The organism is Amycolatopsis orientalis, assembly GCF_000943515.2.
GTDB classification, from domain to species: Bacteria; Actinomycetota; Actinomycetes; order Mycobacteriales; family Pseudonocardiaceae; genus Amycolatopsis; species Amycolatopsis orientalis.
Genome location: NZ_CP016174.1, coordinates 4351155 through 4367946, shown reverse-complemented (window position 1 = coordinate 4367946; position 16792 = coordinate 4351155). Strand labels below are relative to the sequence as shown.

The following is a 16792-nucleotide window of genomic DNA, read 5'->3' as shown; positions in this document are numbered from 1 at the left end:
TGACGCGAAACGAGAGCGGGCTACCCCAGGGTCTCTGCGACCTTCGTGAGCGTGGCGGCATCGCCCCGCAGCAGCAGCGTAGTCACCACGGTCTCGTCCCAGGCGGCGAGTTCGTCGCGGATCTTCTCCGCCGGTCCGATCAGGGAGGTGTCCTCGACCAGCGACGTCGGGATCGCGGCGGTCGCCTCGTCCTTCCGTCTGGCCAGATACAGCTCCTGGACCTTGTCGGCGACGTCCTCGTATCCCATCCGGGCGAAGACGTCGTGGTGGAAGTTGACCGATTTCGCGCCCATGCCACCGATGTAGAGCGCCAGCGACGGTTTGATCCAGCTCGCCGCCTCCTCGACGTCGTCATGGACGAGGACCGGGACGGACGCGGCGACCTCGAAGTCGTCGAAACCGTGCCGGGCGCCGGGGCGCGAGAATCCCTCCTGGAGCGCGGCCCGGTAGAAGCCGTCGCTCTTGGGCGAGAAGAACAGCGGGAGCCAGCCGTCGCAGATCTCGGCCGAAAGCGCCACGTTCTTCGGTCCCTCGGCGGCGAGGAAGATCGGGATCTCCTTGCGGAACGGGTGCACTGTGGACTTGAGCGGCTTCCCCAGTCCGGTCCCGCCCCGCAGCGGCAGCTGGAAGTGCTGTCCGTCATGGGTCACCGGCGCTTCCCGCGCGACGACCTTCCGCACGATGTCGACGTACTCGCGCGTGCGGGCCAGCGGCTTCGGATACGGCTGCCCGTACCAGCCTTCGACCACCTGCGGCCCGGACGCGCCGAGCCCGAGCACGAACCGGCCGCCGGAGAGGTGATCCAGCGTCAGCGCGTGCATGGCCGTCGCGGTCGGGGTGCGTGCCGACATCTGGACGATGTTGGTGCCGAGCTTGATCCGGCTGGTCGACGCCCCCCACCAGGCCAGCGGGGTGAAGGCGTCCGAACCGTAGCCCTCGGCGGTCCACACGGAATCGAAGCCGAGTTCTTCGGCCTTCAAAACGGCGTCCAGCGCGCCCTCGGGCGGGCCGGAGGACCAGTAACCGAGGTGGTATCCCAGCTTCATCGAGGCTCCTCGTCAGACGTTCGGTGAGTAGTGCTCGGGTTTGCCCCGCTCCGAAAGCGGCGGAAGGTTCCTGGCAGGAGTCTCGACCAGCGGCGCGTCCGGGGCCAGCTCGCCCCGCTCCCGGCGCCAGCCCGCCCTGGCGCGCGGATGGTAACGGCGATCGCGCGGGACCAGCTTGAACGCCGCATTGATCAGCTTTCCCACGCGGCGGTGCCGTCGCTCGTCGCGGGCGGTCCAGGTGTGGCCGAGCCGCTCGCGGATCGACTGGTCGTACAGGCCGACGGTCAGCCAGACGAAGTTCCGCGCCACGCTCCCGCGGACGAGGTTCCAGACGAAGTCCGGCAGCCAGGGCAGGAAATGCGGCTTGGCGATGTCCTGGATCTCGAGGACGTCGCGGGTGGCCTTGTTGTCCTCCAGGACCTCCTCGCACATGCGCTTCCAGTACAGCTGGAAGTCCTCCCAGGACTCCGGCACCGGCCGCATGCTCATGCCGTACATCTCGTACCACTGGACATGCTCTTCGAACAGCTTCCGCTTCTCGGCCTCGCCGATGCCGCCGCAGAAGTTGTCGGCGATGAGGATGGCGCTCACGAAGAACGTCGAATGCGCCCAGTAGAAGGTGTCCGGGTTGAGCGCGTGGTAGCGCCGCCCGTGTTTGTCGACGCCCTTGATCCGATCGTGGTAACCGCGCACTTCCAGCGCGGTCTGCTGAGCGCGCGGGCCGTCGTAGATCACTCCCCCGATCGGGTACAGCGAGCGGAACAGCCGCTGCCAGCGCTCCTCGAAGAACCGCGAATGCTCCTCCACGCCCGCGCCCAGCTCGGGGTGCATGTTCTGCATGGATCCGGCCCAGAGCGCGATGAGCAGTCCCCGCCAGTCGCCGAAGTACTTCCAGGTCAGCGAATCCGGTCCCAACGGCCGCGGCTGTGTCATCCCCGGTCTCCTCACTGAGCTGGTTAAACTGACCACAACTGTTGTCAGGTTAAGGTTGACAACGGCCGTAGTCAACAAGAGGAGCCGATCATGGCCGGCCGCAGCTGGGCAGGCACGACGCTGGACGACCGCAAGGCCGCCCGCCGGGGACAACTCGTCGAGGCTGGTCTCGACCTGCTCGGCACCCAGGGCAGCGCCGGGGTGAGTGTCCGCGCGGTCTGCCGCCACGCCAAGCTCACCGAGCGGTACTTCTACGAGAGCTTCACCGACCGCGAGGAACTGGTCGTCGCGGTCTACGAGTTCATCGCCGGGCAGGCACGGCAGGCACTGGTCGACGCAGTCAGCTACACGACCGCACCCGCCGACAGGGCGAAGGCCGCCATCCGTGCCTTCGTCGAATTGATGCTCGACGACCCCCGCAAGGGCCGGGTGCTCCTGCTCGCGCCGATCACGGATCCCGCGCTGACCACCCGCGGGATCGCGCTCCTGCCCTCCTTCGCCGAATTGGTCAGCGGGCAGCTTTCCCACGGTGACGCGGCCGAACGGCAGATGATCTCGATCGGGCTGGTCGGCGCACTGAGCAACGTCTTCATCGCCTACCTCGACGGCTCGCTCAAGGTGAGCCGCGACCGCCTCATCGACCACTGCGTCCGCCTCGTCCTCGGCGCCGACCGTCAGCCCTGACCGCGTTCGGCGACCAGCTGCAGGGCGATGTCGATGATCATGTCCTCCTGCCCGCCCACGTACTTCGCGGCGCCGACGCGGTACAGGATTTCGTGCGCGGGGACGTCGTAGCGTTCGGCGGCGCGCTCCGCGTGCAGCAGGAAACTCGAGTACACGCCCGCGAAACCCTGCACGATCGACGACCGGTCCATCACCGGCAGCCGCGTGATGTAGGGCTTCACGACGTTCTCGGCGGCGTCCATCAGCACGTCCTTGTCGACGCCGGTGCGGATCCCGAGCCGTTCGAACGTCGCCGCGAGCACCTCCGTCGGCGAATTGCCCGCGCCGGCGCCGAGCGCGACGAGCGAGCCGTCGATCTGCCGGGCGCCCGCGCGGTAGGCGAGCACGGAGTTCGCGACACCGAAGCTCAGGTTCTGGTGCCCGTGGTAGCCGACCTGCGCCTCGTCCCCGAACTCCGCCACCAGCGCGGCGATCCGGTCGGCGGCCTCCTCCAGGATCAGCGCCCCGGCCGAGTCGACGACGTACACGCACTGGCACCCGGCGTCGACCATGATCCGGCCCTGTTTCGCCAGCGCCTCCGGCGTGGACATATGGGAAAGCATCAGGAAACCGACCGTCTCCAGCCCGAGTTCCCGCGCCGCACCGAAGTGCTGGACGGAGACGTCGGCCTCGGTGCAGTGGGTCGCGATCCGGACCGCGCCCGCGCCGAGACCGGCAGCCACCCGCAGGTCGCCGACCGTGCCGAGGCCGGGCAGAAGCAGCACCGCGATCTTCGCCCGGCGCGCCTCGTCGACCGCCGCTTCGATCAGTTTCCGTTCGTCCACAAGGGAGAACCCGTAGTTGAACGTCGAGCCGCCGAGACCGTCGCCGTGGCTGACCTCGATCAGCGAGACGCCCGCGTCGTCCAGCGCCCGCACGGTGTCGCGCACGTTCTTCTCGGTGAACTGGTGCGCCATCGCGTGGCTGCCGTCGCGCAGGCTCGTGTCGACCAGCCGGACCTCGCGGTCCACGTCGTCCCAGCTCATGCCGCCACCCCCTGCGTGGCCAGCAGGTCGCCGACGCGGGCGGCCGCGGCCGTCATGATGTCGAGGTTGCCCGCGTATTTCGGCAGGAAGTCCCCGTTCCCGGCGACTTCGAGGAACACCGCGACCCGCGCCTGCCCGCTCCACCCCGGCCTCGGCGGGTCGAATTGCGGATCCGCCTTGAGCGTGTAGCCCGGCACGTAGCCCTGGACCGTCTCGACCATCCGGTGGATGGATTCGGTCACCGCGCCGAAGTCCGCGTCGGGGTCGATCGCGCAGAACACCGTGTCCCGCATGATCATCGGGGGTTCGACGGGGTTGATGATGATGATCGCCTTGCCGCGGCCCGCTCCCCCGACGAGTTCGATCCCGCGCGCCGTGGTCGCGGTGAACTCGTCGATGTTCGCCCGCGTCCCCGGGCCCGCCGAACGCGACGAGACGGACGCGACGATCTCGGCGTAGGGCACCGGCGTCACCCGCGACACCGCTCGCACGATCGGGATCGTGGCCTGGCCGCCGCAGGTGATGAGGTTGACGTTCGGCACGTCCAGCCGTTCGGGCAGGCCGACGGCCGGGCAGGTGAAGGGGCCGACCGCGGCGGGGGTCAGGTCGACCGCGCGGATCCCGGCGGCGGCGTAGCGCGGCGCGTTCGCCAGATGCGCCTTCGCCGAGGTCGCTTCGAAGACGAGGTCCGGCAGTTCGTCGCGGGACAGCAGCCAGTCGACACCTTCCGCCGACGTCTCCAGTCCCAGTTGGGCGGCCTTCGCCAGCCCGTCCGAGTCCGGGTCCACACCGACCATGTACCGCACTTCGACGTGTTCGCTGCGCCTCAGCTTCGCGAGCAGGTCGGTGCCGATGTTCCCGGGACCGACGATCGCGGCCACCGCTTTCCGTTGCGCCATGTCGGATGACGCTCCCCGAGCGGATAGGGCACACTCAACCCATGCGTGCCGCTGGGCGGAACGACGAGGAGGAACGAACCGGAGCGGACGGCCTCGTGGCCGCCCGGATCTCCGCGTTGCTCTCGGCCTTCCGGCCCGGCGACGACGCGCTCGGTGTCTCCGAACTGGCGCGGCGGACCGGACTGGCGAAGTCGACCGTCCACCGGCTCACCGGTCACCTGGTCGCGACCGGACTGCTCGAACGCGAGGGCCCGGCGCTGCGGCTCGGGCTGAAACTGTTCGAGATCGGCCAGCTGGCGGTGCGGCGCCGCGGACTGGTCGAGGCGGCGCGCCCGTATCTCGCCGACCTCCGTGAAGCGACGCGGAACACCGTGCATCTCGCGGTCCTGGAGGGTACGGAGGTCGTCTATCTCGACATCCTGCGCGGACCGGACGCGCCCTCGCTGCCATCCCGGATCGGCGGCCGTTTTCCCGCGCACGCCACCGGGGTCGGGAAGGCGATCCTCGCTTTCTCGCCGGAATCCGTGGTGACACAGGTGATCGAGGCCGGGTTGCCCCGGGTGAGCGTCCGGACGATCACCGCCGCCGGCCTGTTGCGCCGACAGCTCGCGAAGGTCCGCGCCGACGGGATCGCGTTCGAACGCGAGGAATCCGGCGTCGGCGTCGTCTGCGCGGCGAGTCCTCTCCTCGACGCGAAAGGCGTCGCGGTGGCGGCGTTGTCGATCTCCGGCTGGGCGAATCGCATGCACACCAGCCGCGTCGCGCCCGCCGTCCGGACCGCCGCTTTGGCCCTGTCGCGCACCTTGTGAGATTTACGCGACGAGCCCGCGCCGGACCAGTTCGGGCCGGACGCCTTCGCCGAACCAGTAGGCCTCTTCCAGATGTGGGTACCCGGAGAGGACGAACTCCTCGATCCCGTGCGCGTGGTATTCCTCGATGAGATCGGCGACCTCGCCGTGGCTGCCGACCAAGGCCGTGCCCGCCCCGCCGCGCACCAAGCCGATCCCCGCCCACAGGTTCGGGTAGACCTCCAGGCCGCGCACGCCGCCGTCCGCCTTCCCGCCGTGCAGCGCGGCCATCCGCCGCTGGCCGACGGATTCACTGGCGGACAACTGTTTCTGGGTATGGGCGATCCGCTCGGGGTCGATCGCGTCCAGCAGTTTGCCCGCCTCTGCCCACGCTTCCGCCGACGTGTCACGGGACAGGGTGTGCAACCTGATGCCGAAGCGAAGTTTTCGGCCCTGTTCTTCGGCGAGTTCGCGGACCTTCGCGATCTTCTCCGCGACCTGCGCGGGCGGCTCACCCCAGGTCAGATAGACGTCGGCGTGCTTCGCCGCGATCGGCAACGCCGCCGCGGACGAGCCGCCGAAGTAGATCGGCGGTACCGGATCGGGTGCCGCGATCGTGGTCGCGCCTTCGACCTTGAGATGGTCGCCCGCGAAGTCGAACGGCTGACCGCTCCACACGCCGCGCACGATTTCGAGGAACTCGCCGGTGCGGGCGTAGCGCTGGTCGTGATCGTGCCAGTCGCCGAAACGGCGCTGCTCGACCGTGTCGCCGCCGGTGACGACGTTGAGCAGCACGCGGCCCCGCGAGAGCCGCTGGAAGGTTCCGGCCATCTGCGCGGCCAGCGTCGGCGAGACCGTCCCCGGCCGGAAGGCGACCAGGAACTTGAGGCTTCTCGTCTCCCGGATGAGCGCCGCCGTGGTCAGCCAGGCGTCCTCGCACCAAGTCCCTGTCGGCGTCAGGACACCTTCGAAGCCGTTGCCCTCCGCGGCGCGGGCGACCTGGGCGAGGTAGTCGATGTCCGGCTCGCGGGAGGCGGCCGCTCCGGCGGCGCGGGAGGCGTGGAAGTGCTCCACGATCGTCCGGCCGTCACCGGTGGTGGGCAGGAACCAATGCAGCTTGACCGTCACGGTCCCGAGCTTCGGCTTCCGGGCGGCACCGGGTCAATCGGCGCCGCCCTCGTCCCGCGATCTGGACGCGCCGCCTTCGCGTTTCGTCCTCTGGTTGCGTCTTTCAGCCGCCGAACATCAGCCGCCAGTCGTCGAGCGACTTGGGCTGGAACACGAAGTTCGTCTCCTTCACCCGCGAAAGGTGGGCCGAGGGTTCCGCCGAGTACTGGTGACCGGGGTAGACGGCCGGATCCCCGTCCAGCCCGGCCAGCCATTGCAGGCTCCGGTAGATCGCTTCCGCGTCACCGCCCGGGAAATCGGTGCGGCCGCAGCCTTCGAGGAACAGCGTGTCCCCCGAAACGAGACGGCCGTCGACGAGGAAGCACTGGCTTCCCGGCGTATGTCCCGGCGTGTGCAGCAGCCGGATCGGGACCGCGCCGACCTCCAGGACGTCGTCGTGTTCGTGCGAGCGCAGATCGGTCCCGGAAACGCCGGTGATCCGGCGGACCCACTCGGCTTCCGCGGCGTTGACGTGGATCGGCACTTGGACGCGCTCCAGCAGCTCCGCGATCCCCGGCAGCGAGAAGCCCATCATCTCGCCACCGACGTGATCGGGGTGATGATGCGTGGCGAGCACGCCGGTCGGCCGCATGCCGTCGGCCTCCAGCAGGTCCAGCAGATCGCCGACGGCGTACGCCGGGTCGACGATGACGGCCTCGCTGGTCTCCCGGTCGCCGATCAGGTAGGCGAAGTTGACCATCTGCGTCGCGACCGGATCACCCACCGCGAAGTCACGGCCCGCGAGCAACTGCCGGAAGTACAGCCTGTCAGCCATGGCAACACCTTACGGTGCCTCACTCCCCCACGGTGCCATCGGCCAGCTCTCGCAGGATGTCCAGATGGCCGGTGTGCCGCGCCGTCTCCTGGACGACGTGCGCGAGCACCCACCGGACGGTGAACCGCCTCGACCGGCGCGCCCGGTCACCGGGCGAAACCCCGGCCAGCGCGGCTTCCGAGCGGGCCCACTCGGCGCGGTAGGCCTCGACGACCGACCGCGGGTCGTCGTCCTCGGTCAGGTCCCAGCTCGGATCCGGTGAGCCTTCCCACAGCGACGGCAGCTCCGCGCCGCCGGCCTCGATCGACAGCCACCAGCGCTCGACCGCGGTCAGATGCTTGAGCACGCCCAGCGCGCTCATCCTCGGCGACCCAGGCAGCGGTGTCGCGGCCGCCTGCTCCCTGGTCAGCCCGGCGACCTTGTTCACCGCGGTGGCACGGAGAAAGCGCAGGAAGTCCCACTGGATCCCGGCCTCGTCCTCGGCGATCCCGTCCGGCCAGGCCCGCTCGACCGGCTCGGCGCTCGAACTCGTGTTCGACATGCGGACACCTTACACATCGGGCAGGACTAGGCTGGCGCGTCATGTGGTGGGGATTGATCTGCGCGTTCTTCGCGGCCTGTGCGTACGGCGTCGCTTCGGTGATGCAAGCGATCGCCGCGAAGGCGACCTCGGGTGACGAAGACCGCGTCGATCCCCAGCTTCTGGTGCGGGTGCTGCGGCAGTGGAAGTTCGTCGCGGGCCTCGCGTTGGATGTCATCGGTTTCGTCGCGCAGGTGGTCGCCCTGCGCGTACTGCCGCTGTTCGTGGTCCAGGCGGCGCTGGCGGGCAGTCTCGCCGTGACCGCGGTCGCGGCGCGGACGCTCGGTGTCCGGCTGGGACGTCGCGAGTGGACGGCGGTGGCGGTGGTCTGTGCCGGGCTTGCCCTGCTCGGGATGTCGGCGGAGAGCGAAGGTTCGTCGGCGACCGGGCTGGGTTTCCGGCTCGTGCTGGTCGGCGCGGTGGTCGTACTCGGCACGGCCGGGATGTTCGCCGGCCGCGCCTCGCGGCGGATCCGGACACCGGCGCTGGGCCTGGTCGCCGGGCTGTGCTTCGGCGTCGTCGCGCTATCGGGCCGGGTGCTCCCCAGCCTGGCCCCCCTCGACCTGCTGACCGACCCGGCCACGTACACGCTGGCCGCGGCGGGCGCGATGGCGATGCTGTTCTACGCCACCGCCCTGCAACGCGGCAGCGTCACCACCTCGACCGCGATGATGGTGATCGGCGAGACCGTCTTCCCGTCCCTGATCGGGGTGCTCGTGCTCGGCGACACGACGCGACCCGGTTTCGCGGCCGTGGCGGCGGTCGGTTTCGTGCTCGCCGTTTCGGCGGCGCTGGCACTGGCCCGGTTCGGCGAGCCCGCCCCGATCGAGCCGGTCAGCGCGCCGCCCGGCTGACCCCGCGACGGGACACCAGCAGCCAAGCCAGGTACAGCCCGCCGATCGCCCCGGTCACGAGGCCGACGGGCAGGCCGGCCAGGAACTGCTGGGTGATCAGATCGCTCACCACCAGCAGGAGCATCCCCATCAGCGCGGCCGCGGCGAGACCGGGGCCCGAGGACCGAGTGAGCCGCTTCGCCAGCTGAGGCGCGGCGAGGGCCAGGAACGCGATCGGACCGGCGGCCGCCGTCGCGATCGAGCACAGCCCCACGCTGACCCCGAGCAGCACGATCCGGCTCCGCTGGACCGGCACGCCGAGCCCCATGGCCGAGTCGTCGCCCATCTCCAGCAGCGAAAGCCTTCTGCCGTAGACGAAGGCGAGCGGAAGCAGGACGGCGATGGCGACCGCGACCGGGACCACGTGCTCCCACCCGCGTCCGTTGAGCCCGCCGACCAGCCACGCCTGCGCCGCCAGGCCGTCTTGCCAGGCCGCCCTGGTGAGCAGGTAGGAGTTGAACGCGATGAGCATCGCGTTCACCCCGATCCCGACGAGGATCAGCCGGAACGCGTGCACGCCCCGGTTCAGCGCGAGCAACGCGATCAGCGCCGCCGTCACGACGCCGCCGACCAGCGCGCCCGCCGACACCTGGAGCATGCCGCCGTGCACGACGATGATCGTCAGCAGCGCGCCCGCGGCGGCCCCTTCGGTGAAGCCGATGAAATCGGGACTGCCCAAGGGATTGCCGGACAGGCTCTGCAGGATCGCGCCACTGACCGCGAGCGCGCCGCCGACCAGCAGCGCGGTCAGCAGCCGCGGCAGGCGCAGCGTGGTCACGATGAATTCGGTGCTCCGGTCCCCGAAGCCGAACAACGTCTGGATGACTTCGCCGACGGACAACGGGTAATCGCCGGTCGTCATGCTGACCGCGCCGACGAAGAACACGGTGACGGCCAGCAGCGTGACGACGATCGCCGCCCTCGGGGTGACGCGCAGGGAAAGCCCGCCGCCCGGGGTGCGCAGGACGCGCGTGCTCATCGGTGGTCGCTCCTTGATCGCGGTCACAGCCGGGCCAGCTTCCGGCGGCGGCAGAGCGCGATGAACACCGGCGCGCCGACGAACGCGACCACGATGCCCGCCTGCAGTTCCTCGGGCGGGATCAGCACGCGGCCGAGGACATCGGCGCCGATCAGCGCGATCGGCGCGAGCAGCATCGAATACGGCAGCACCCACCGCTGATCGGGGCCGACCAGCATGCGCGCGGCGTGCGGCACGGCGAGGCCGAGGAACAGGATCGGGCCGACCGCCGCGGTCCCGGCACCGCAGAGCAGGGTCACCACGAGCGCGCCCAGGACCCGGGTGCGGCCCACGTGCGCGCCGAGCGCCTTGCCGGTCTGGTCGCCGAGCGCGAGGATGTTGAGCGGCCGGGCGAGCAGCAGCGCGATGATCGCGCCCACCACGACGAACGGCGAGATCTGCAGCAGCACGTCCCATTTCCGGCCGCTGAGCGAGCCGACGTTCCAGAACCGGAACTGGTTGAACGTCTCGGGCATCAGCAGCAGCACCCCGACGATGTAGGCCTGGAGCACGGCCATCACGGCGGCGCCGGCGAGCACGAGGCGGTCCGGGGTCGCGCTGCGGCCCGCCGAGCCGAGGAGATAGACCACCACCGAGGACAGCGCCGCCCCGGCGAAGGCGAACCAGATATAGCCGAGCACGCCGGAGACTCCGACGAACGCGATGCCCGACACGACCGCGGCCGCGGCGCCGGTGTTGACACCGAGCAGGCCGGGGTCGGCGAGCGGGTTCCGGGTGAGCGCCTGCATCACCGCGCCGGCCAGGCCGAGCGCCACCCCGACGACCACGCCCAGCAGCGTCCGCGGGATGCGTTGGTCGTGGATGATCACCGCGTCGGTCGAGCCGTCGTTGTGCCACAGCACCGACCAGGTCGAGGTGAACGGGATGCTCTTCGACCCGACCCAGATGCCGAGCAGGAAGACGAGTGCCAGCAGGGCGAGCCCGAGCACCAGGCCGCCGGCGCGGAACGTCCGTGCCGCCGCGCTCGGCGGGGACGCCGCGGCGGGCGGGCGTTCGGTGACGACCACGGGACCTCCTTCGACTGAGGCGAGGCTAACCGAACGCCGGAGTTCACCTCAACGAGCTACCGACTTAGACTAGCCTTACCTACCCCGAACAACGGAGGCGCCGGTGACCGCAACGGCCACCACCAGCCGAAGCGTCCTGCGCCAGGCTATTTCCGGGCAACGACGGCAGGTCACGCTCGCGTCCATCCTCGCCGCCGGGCACCAAGGCGGCGAAGCACTCGTCCCGGTGATCATCGGCGTGGTGATCGATCAGGCCGTCGCCGGCGGCTCGGTGGGCACACTCGTGTTCTGGCTCGCCGTGCTCGGCGTGGTCTTCGCGGGACTGTCCTACAGCTACCGGTTCGCCGCGCGCGCGGCCGAAGGGGCCTCGCTGCGGGCGGCGCACGACATCCGCGTCGCGATCAGCCGCCGGGTCCTGCATCCCGGCGGCGGCGCCGAAAACGGCAAGCTGGCGGGCGAACTGGTCAACATCGGCACCAGTGACGCGCAACGGGTCGGGGTGGTCAACGCCGCCCTGCCGTTCGGGATCGCCGCGCTCGCCGGTGTGCTGGTCAGCGCCATCGCCCTGCTGCGCATGTCCCTCCCGCTCGGTCTCCTGGTCCTGCTGGGCACGCCGCCGCTGTTGTACCTCGCGCATCTCATCGGGAAGCCGCTGGAGCGCCGGAGCGAGGCCGAGCAGGAACGCTCGGCGCACGCTTCGGGGGTCGCCACGGATCTGGTCGCCGGTCTGCGGGTGCTCAAGGGCATCGGCGCCGAACCGGCCGCCGTCGCACGCTATCGCGACACGAGCCAGAACTCGCTGAAGGCGACCTTGCGCGCCGCGAAGGCCAAGGCCTGGCACGACGGCGCGGTGCTCGCGCTCACCGGTGTCTTCATCGCGATCGTCGCCCTCGTCGGCGGGAATCTCGCGTCCTCGGGCGCGATCAGCGTCGGCGACCTCGTCGCGGCGGTCGGGCTCGCGCAGTTCCTGCTCACCCCGTTCCTGATCTTCTCGTGGGTCAACAGCGAACTGGCGCAGGGCCGCGCGTCGGCGTCCCGCGTCGCCGACCTGCTGACCACGCCGGCGGCGGTCGAAACGGGCGACGGTGCACTCCCGTCGCCCGCCACCGGGAACGTCCGGCTTTCGGGCGTCTCCTACGGCAGCCTCCGCGGGGTCGATCTCGACATCCCGGCGGGGCAGCTGGTCGGCGTCGTCGCCAGCGATCCCGCCGCCGCGACCGACCTGCTCGACTGCCTGGGCCGCGCGGGCGATCCGGCCGAGGGCCAGGTCCGCGTCGACGGCGTCGATCTGTCCACTGTGGACCCGGACCGGGTACGGGAGGTCGTCCTGGTCGCCGCGCACGACGCGGACCTCTTCGAAGGAACGCTGGCGGAGAACGTCCACGCCGGCGGACCCGCGCACGAACAAGCCCTGGCCGCGTCGGCGGCGGACGAGGTCGCGGCGGCGTTGCCGGACGGGATCGCGACCGCGGTCACCGAACGGGGCCGCTCCCTTTCCGGCGGGCAGCGGCAACGGGTGGCCCTCGCCCGCGCGCTCGCCGCGGAGGCCCCGGTCCTCGTCGTCCACGACCCGACGACGGCGGTGGACACGGTGACCGAGGCGAGGATCGCCACCGGGCTCGCCCGGCTACGACGAGGACGGACCACAATCCTGGTGACCACGAGTCCCGCCCTGCTCGCCGTGACGGACCGCGTCGTCGTCCTCGACGGCGGCCGGGTCACGGCCGAAGGCGGCCACGCCGAACTCGCGCTCGATCGCGCCGACTACCGCGCGGCGGTGCTGTCATGACCCGTGAACTGCTCCCCACCGCCGACGGCAAGCGGATCCGCGCCGTCCTGGGTGAACTGCTCCGCACTTCGAAGGCCCGTGCCGCCGGTGCGCTCGCGATGCTCGTCGGCGCGACCGCGATCGGGCTGCTCACCGCTCCCCTGCTCGGCCACATCGTCGATCTCGTCACCGGGAAACGGCCGGCCACCGAGCTGACCACGCCGGTGGTGGCACTGGTACTGGTCGCCGTCGCCCAGGCGATCGCGACCGCGCTGGGCGTCTCGCTGACCGCGCGGCTCGGCGAAACCCTGCTCGCGGAACTACGCGAGCGGTTCGTGGACCGCGCCCTGGGCCTCCCGCTGGAGCAGGTCGAACGCGCGGGTTCCGGCGACCTGACCGCGCGGGTCACCAACGACGTCACGGTGGTGGCGAGGGCGGTCCGCGAGGCCTTGCCCGAACTGGGCCGCTCGGTACTCACCATCGTGCTGACGCTCGGCGCCCTCGCCGTCCTCGACTGGCGGTTCCTTCTGGCGGCACTGCTGGCGGCCCCGATCCAGCTGCACACCGTGCGCTGGTACGTCCGCAACGCCGTCCCACTGTACGCGGAGCAGCGGATCGCGACGGGTTCCCAGCAGCAGCAACTGCTCGACACCATCGGCGGCGCGAAGACGGTGCGCGCGTTCCGCCTCGCCGACGCCCACGTGGAGCGGGTCCGGCGGCGGTCCGAGGGCGCGATGGAGCTGATGCTGCGCGGCGTCCGGCTGATGACGAGGTTCTTCGCCCGGCTCAACCTCGCCGAGTTCGTCGGCCTCTCCGCCGTGCTCGCGGCCGGTTTCCTGCTGGTGGGCGCCGACGCGGTGACCATCGGCGCGGCGACGGCGGCGGCGTTGTACTTCCACAGTCTCTTCGGCCCGATCAACACCGCGCTGGCCTTGGTGGACGACGCGCAGGCCGCCGCGGCGAGTCTCGCCCGCCTGGTCGGTGTCGCCGACCTGCCCGCGCCCCTGGAACCCCAGCGGCCCGCGAAACCCGTCGACGCGTCAGTGAAGGCGGCGGGCGTCTCCCATTCCTATGTGGACGGACACCCGGTGCTGCGGGACGTCGATCTGAGTCTCGCCCCCGGCGAGCGGGTCGCGCTCGTCGGCGCCAGCGGGGCCGGGAAGACGACGCTGGCCAAGCTGATCGCCGGGATCCACACGCCCGCCGCGGGCACGGTCTCCGTCGGCGGGGTCCCGCTGGACGAACTCGGCCCGTCCGCGACCCGGCGGGCCGTCGCGCTGATCAGCCAGGAGGTGCACGTCTTCGCCGGTTCGCTGGCGGACGACCTCCGGCTCGTCCGGCCGGACGCGTCCGACGAGGATCTGCTGGCGGCGCTGGACAAGGTCGGCGCACGCGGCTGGGCGGAAGCGCTGGGCGAAGGCCTCGCGACGGTGGTCGGCGAAGGCGGTCACCAGCTGACCGTCACCCAGTCCCAGCAACTGGCGCTGGCCAGACTGGTCCTCGCGGATCCGCCGATCGCGATCCTCGACGAGGCCACCGCCGAAGCCGGGAGCGCGGGCGCGAAGACCCTCGAAGCCGCCGCGGCGGCCGCGCTCGAAGGCCGGACCGGCCTGGTCGTCGCGCACCGGCTGACGCAGGCGGCGGCTTCGGACCGCGTCGTCGTGCTCGACGCGGGCGTGGTCGTCGAAAGCGGGACGCACGACGAACTCGTCGCCTCCGGTGGTCGGTACGCGACGCTTTGGGCGGCCTGGTCGGACAACCGTTCACGGACGTGATCCGGGACGCAGTGGCACCGGTTGCAATCGACCGTCCGGCGTCTTAGGTTAGGCAAACCTGAATTTCGATTAATCCGGCTTCGCGCCGGATCGCCGATCAAGAAGGACGGATGATGGCCCGAATCCCCACCCTCTCCGCCGTGCGCGGACGCCTGAAGACCGCCGGCGTCCTGGCGTCCGCCCTGGTACTGGCCGCCACGCTCACCGCGTGCGGAGGTGGTGGCGAACCGGCCACCCCGGCCGCGCAGAACACCGCCGGTTCGGCGGTCGACGCGAACGCGTTCCCGACGACGATCGAGCACAAGTACGGCAGCACCACCATCACCCAGGAGCCCAAGCGTGTCGTCACGGTCGGCCTGACCGAGCAGGACGCGCTGCTCGCGCTCGGCGTGGTCCCGGTCGGCGTCACCGAATGGCTCGGCAAGTTCCCCGGCACGATCGGCCCGTGGGCGACCGACAAACTCGGCGGTGCCGCGCTGCCGGAGGTCCTCAAGGACGTCGACGGGCCGCAGTACGAGAAGATCGCCGCGCTGAAGCCGGATCTGATCATCGCGCTGTACTCCGGGCTCACCAAGGAGCAGTACGACAAGCTGAGCCAGATCGGCGCCCCGGTCGTCGCGCAGCCGAAGGAGTACAACGACTACGGCATCCCGTGGAACGAGGCGACCAAGAAGGTCGGCCAGGCCGTCGGGCGTGCCACCAAGGCGAACGAGCTGGTCAAGGGTGTCGAGGACAAGTTCGCCCAGGTCCGCAAGGAGCACCCGGAGTTCCAGGGCAAGTCGGCGCTGATGGCGTCGACCTACGAGGGTTATTTCGTCTACGGCAGCCAGGACGGCCGCTCGCACATCCTCGAATCGCTCGGCTTCAAGCTGCCCGCCGATCTCGACGCCGTCATCGGTGACAAGTTCGGCAAGAGCCTCAGCGCCGAACGGACCGACCTGCTCGACCGCGACGCGCTGGTGTGGCTCATCGACACCCCGGCCAAGGCGCAGGAGATCCTCGGCAAGGACGCGCTCTACAGTGGACTGAAGGTGGCGAAGGAAAAGCGCGAGGTCTTCATCGAGAACGAAGGCACCTACGGCAGCGCGGTCTCGTTCGTGACCGTGCTGAGTCTGCCGTACGTGATCGACCGGATCGTCCCGCAGCTGTCCGCCGCCGTCGACGGTGACCCGAAGACCGAGGTCAAACCGGCCAACTGAGTCTCGCGGAAAGGAAACGGGGCCGCGGGCTTTCCGCTCGCGGCCCCGTTTCGTGCGCCATGACGGTCAGTGCGGGAATCCCCCGGAGTTGTGCAGCGGGACGGTGATCTGCTTCAGCCAGGTCTTCGTGGTGAAGTCACGGGCCTTGATGACCACCGAGCCGGGTGAGACCTCGATCTGCAGCCCCTGGTTGAACGCGCCGCCGAGCGACACCTCCCCGCCCTTGCCGTCGTCCGTCCAGCCGACCTGGACGGCCGCGGTGTTGACCACGGTGAACCCTTCGAGGTTGCCGGTGCCCGGGACCACCCGGCGGACCACCCAGTCCGACAAGCTGAGATCCCAGTGCGTGTGCCCGGAGAAGAGGAACACGTCCGGATGGCGCCCGAGGATCGAGAGCAGCCTGTCGGACTGGAGATAGTCGGAGCGGTAGAGCTTGTTGTGCGTACCGGAAACCGTGTTGGGGAGCGGATGATGGGTCAGCACCATCACCGGGCTGCGCCGGTTCGACCAGTACCGGAGGCGTTGTTCGAGCCAGGTGAACTGGCTGTCGCTCATCCAGACCTCGTCCCACAGCTTGGGGTCGTGGTACTTCGCGTACCGCTCGGTTCCGAGGCACAGCACCGGAACCCCGCCGAACGACGTCTCGGAGTAGACGGTGTTCCGGCCCGCGAACCGGTAGAAGCTGCGGAACAGGGAATCCTCGGTGGTCCCGTTCGGCCAGGTCTCCTGCGCGAGCGTGTCGGGATCCCGCCATTTCGGGACGTAGAACTCGTGGTTGCCGATGGCCCACGCGATCTCGCGCGGATGCGGGTGCTTGTCCAAAGTGGACCGCAGCTGGGCGTACTCGAAGTCGTAGCCACGCGGGGTGAGGTCACCCGCGATACCCAGTCCCGCGCTGTCCGGGTTGATCGCCTGCAGATCGTCGAGCGCCTTGCCGAAGTCGGCCAGGTCACCCTGGATGTCACTGAGGATGTTGAAGCGGACGACGGGCCAGTGTGGCCATTTCGCCGGTGGCCCCGGTCGTGCTTCCGCTTGTCCCGGCAGCATCGCCGCCCCCGCCGCCGCGCCACCGGCGGCCACCATGAACGCTCTTCGATCCATAAAGCGAACCGTACTCACGTTTTATTTCGGCAAAGGAAATCAGGGGCCAACACTCGGCTCTCGGGTCTCGTGAGTGGTGATGACGGTTCTAACCGTCATCACCACTCACGAGG

General features: G+C 70.1%; 16 protein-coding genes. 6 read left to right on the top strand and 10 right to left on the bottom strand.

Translation table 11 applies throughout. From position 1 onward, the window contains the following. Positions 1–20: 20 nt before the first annotated feature. Together SD37_RS18955 and SD37_RS18950 are read right to left on the bottom strand one after the other, a co-directional pair. Positions 21–1046, bottom strand: a complete 1026-nt coding sequence (locus SD37_RS18955) for an LLM class F420-dependent oxidoreductase (RefSeq protein WP_044853155.1) — start codon at positions 1044–1046, stop codon at positions 21–23. 12 nt (positions 1047–1058) lie between these two features. Beyond that, the gene (locus SD37_RS18950) at positions 1059–1979 is read right to left on the bottom strand and encodes an oxygenase MpaB family protein (RefSeq protein ID WP_044853154.1); all 921 of its coding nucleotides are present in this window, start codon (positions 1977–1979) and stop codon (positions 1059–1061) included. Between the two features lie 90 nt (positions 1980–2069). Between SD37_RS18950 and SD37_RS18945 the strand changes: the two genes are divergently transcribed. Beyond that, positions 2070–2663 carry a TetR/AcrR family transcriptional regulator gene (locus tag SD37_RS18945; protein ID WP_044853153.1) on the top strand — a complete coding sequence of 198 codons (594 nt, stop codon included), beginning with the start codon at positions 2070–2072 and terminating at the stop codon, positions 2661–2663. On the opposite strand, the gene dmpG is transcribed toward SD37_RS18945, so the two are convergent. Further along, positions 2654–3688, bottom strand: a complete 1035-nt coding sequence (gene dmpG / locus SD37_RS18940; protein ID WP_044853152.1) for a 4-hydroxy-2-oxovalerate aldolase — start codon at positions 3686–3688, stop codon at positions 2654–2656. The two genes, SD37_RS18945 and dmpG, sit on opposite strands and share 10 nt — an antisense overlap. Continuing rightward, the gene (locus SD37_RS18935) at positions 3685–4587 is read right to left on the bottom strand and encodes an acetaldehyde dehydrogenase (acetylating) (RefSeq protein ID WP_044853151.1); all 903 of its coding nucleotides are present in this window, start codon (positions 4585–4587) and stop codon (positions 3685–3687) included. Before SD37_RS18935 ends, dmpG begins: the two co-directional genes overlap by 4 nt. Before the next feature lie 41 nt (positions 4588–4628). Here SD37_RS18935 and SD37_RS18930 point away from each other — a divergent pair, with 41 nt between their 5' ends. After that, positions 4629–5396, top strand: a complete 768-nt coding sequence (locus tag SD37_RS18930) for an IclR family transcriptional regulator (protein ID WP_044853150.1) — start codon at positions 4629–4631, stop codon at positions 5394–5396. A 3-nt stretch (positions 5397–5399) separates the two neighbouring features. Here SD37_RS18930 and SD37_RS18925 read toward each other — a convergent pair whose 3' ends face one another. From SD37_RS18925 to SD37_RS18915, 3 genes are all read right to left on the bottom strand, one after another. Next, positions 5400–6503, bottom strand: coding sequence for an LLM class flavin-dependent oxidoreductase (locus SD37_RS18925; RefSeq protein ID WP_044853149.1), 1104 nt, complete (start codon positions 6501–6503; stop codon positions 5400–5402). 103 nt (positions 6504–6606) lie between these two features. Further along, complete coding sequence (locus SD37_RS18920; protein ID WP_044853148.1) at positions 6607–7317, bottom strand: MBL fold metallo-hydrolase; 711 nt, start codon at positions 7315–7317, stop codon at positions 6607–6609. Between the two features lie 19 nt (positions 7318–7336). Beyond that, complete coding sequence (locus SD37_RS18915; RefSeq protein WP_044853147.1) at positions 7337–7858, bottom strand: DinB family protein; 522 nt, start codon at positions 7856–7858, stop codon at positions 7337–7339. 41 nt (positions 7859–7899) lie between these two features. Between SD37_RS18915 and SD37_RS18910 the strand changes: the two genes are divergently transcribed. Further along, positions 7900–8751 carry a DMT family transporter gene (locus SD37_RS18910; RefSeq protein ID WP_044853146.1) on the top strand — a complete coding sequence of 284 codons (852 nt, stop codon included), beginning with the start codon at positions 7900–7902 and terminating at the stop codon, positions 8749–8751. Here SD37_RS18910 and SD37_RS18905 read toward each other — a convergent pair. Then, positions 8732–9769, bottom strand: coding sequence for a FecCD family ABC transporter permease (locus SD37_RS18905; protein WP_052675055.1), 1038 nt, complete (start codon positions 9767–9769; stop codon positions 8732–8734). The genes SD37_RS18910 and SD37_RS18905 overlap by 20 nt on opposite strands. Before the next feature lie 23 nt (positions 9770–9792). Beyond that, positions 9793–10836, bottom strand: coding sequence for a FecCD family ABC transporter permease (locus tag SD37_RS18900; protein WP_044853145.1), 1044 nt, complete (start codon positions 10834–10836; stop codon positions 9793–9795). Between the two features lie 103 nt (positions 10837–10939). Here SD37_RS18900 and SD37_RS18895 point away from each other — a divergent pair, with 103 nt between their 5' ends. From SD37_RS18895 to SD37_RS18885, 3 genes are all read left to right on the top strand, one after another. Further along, complete coding sequence (locus SD37_RS18895; protein ID WP_044853144.1) at positions 10940–12625, top strand: ABC transporter ATP-binding protein; 1686 nt, start codon at positions 10940–10942, stop codon at positions 12623–12625. Next, complete coding sequence (locus SD37_RS18890) at positions 12622–14379, top strand: ABC transporter ATP-binding protein (RefSeq protein WP_044853143.1); 1758 nt, start codon at positions 12622–12624, stop codon at positions 14377–14379. Before SD37_RS18895 ends, SD37_RS18890 begins: the two co-directional genes overlap by 4 nt. 113 nt (positions 14380–14492) lie before the next feature. Continuing rightward, the gene (locus SD37_RS18885) at positions 14493–15578 is read left to right on the top strand and encodes an iron-siderophore ABC transporter substrate-binding protein (protein WP_044853464.1); all 1086 of its coding nucleotides are present in this window, start codon (positions 14493–14495) and stop codon (positions 15576–15578) included. A 66-nt stretch (positions 15579–15644) separates the two neighbouring features. On the opposite strand, the gene SD37_RS18880 is transcribed toward SD37_RS18885, so the two are convergent. Further along, positions 15645–16679 carry a metallophosphoesterase family protein gene (locus tag SD37_RS18880; protein ID WP_044853142.1) on the bottom strand — a complete coding sequence of 345 codons (1035 nt, stop codon included), beginning with the start codon at positions 16677–16679 and terminating at the stop codon, positions 15645–15647. Between the last annotated feature and the right edge of the window lie 113 nt (positions 16680–16792).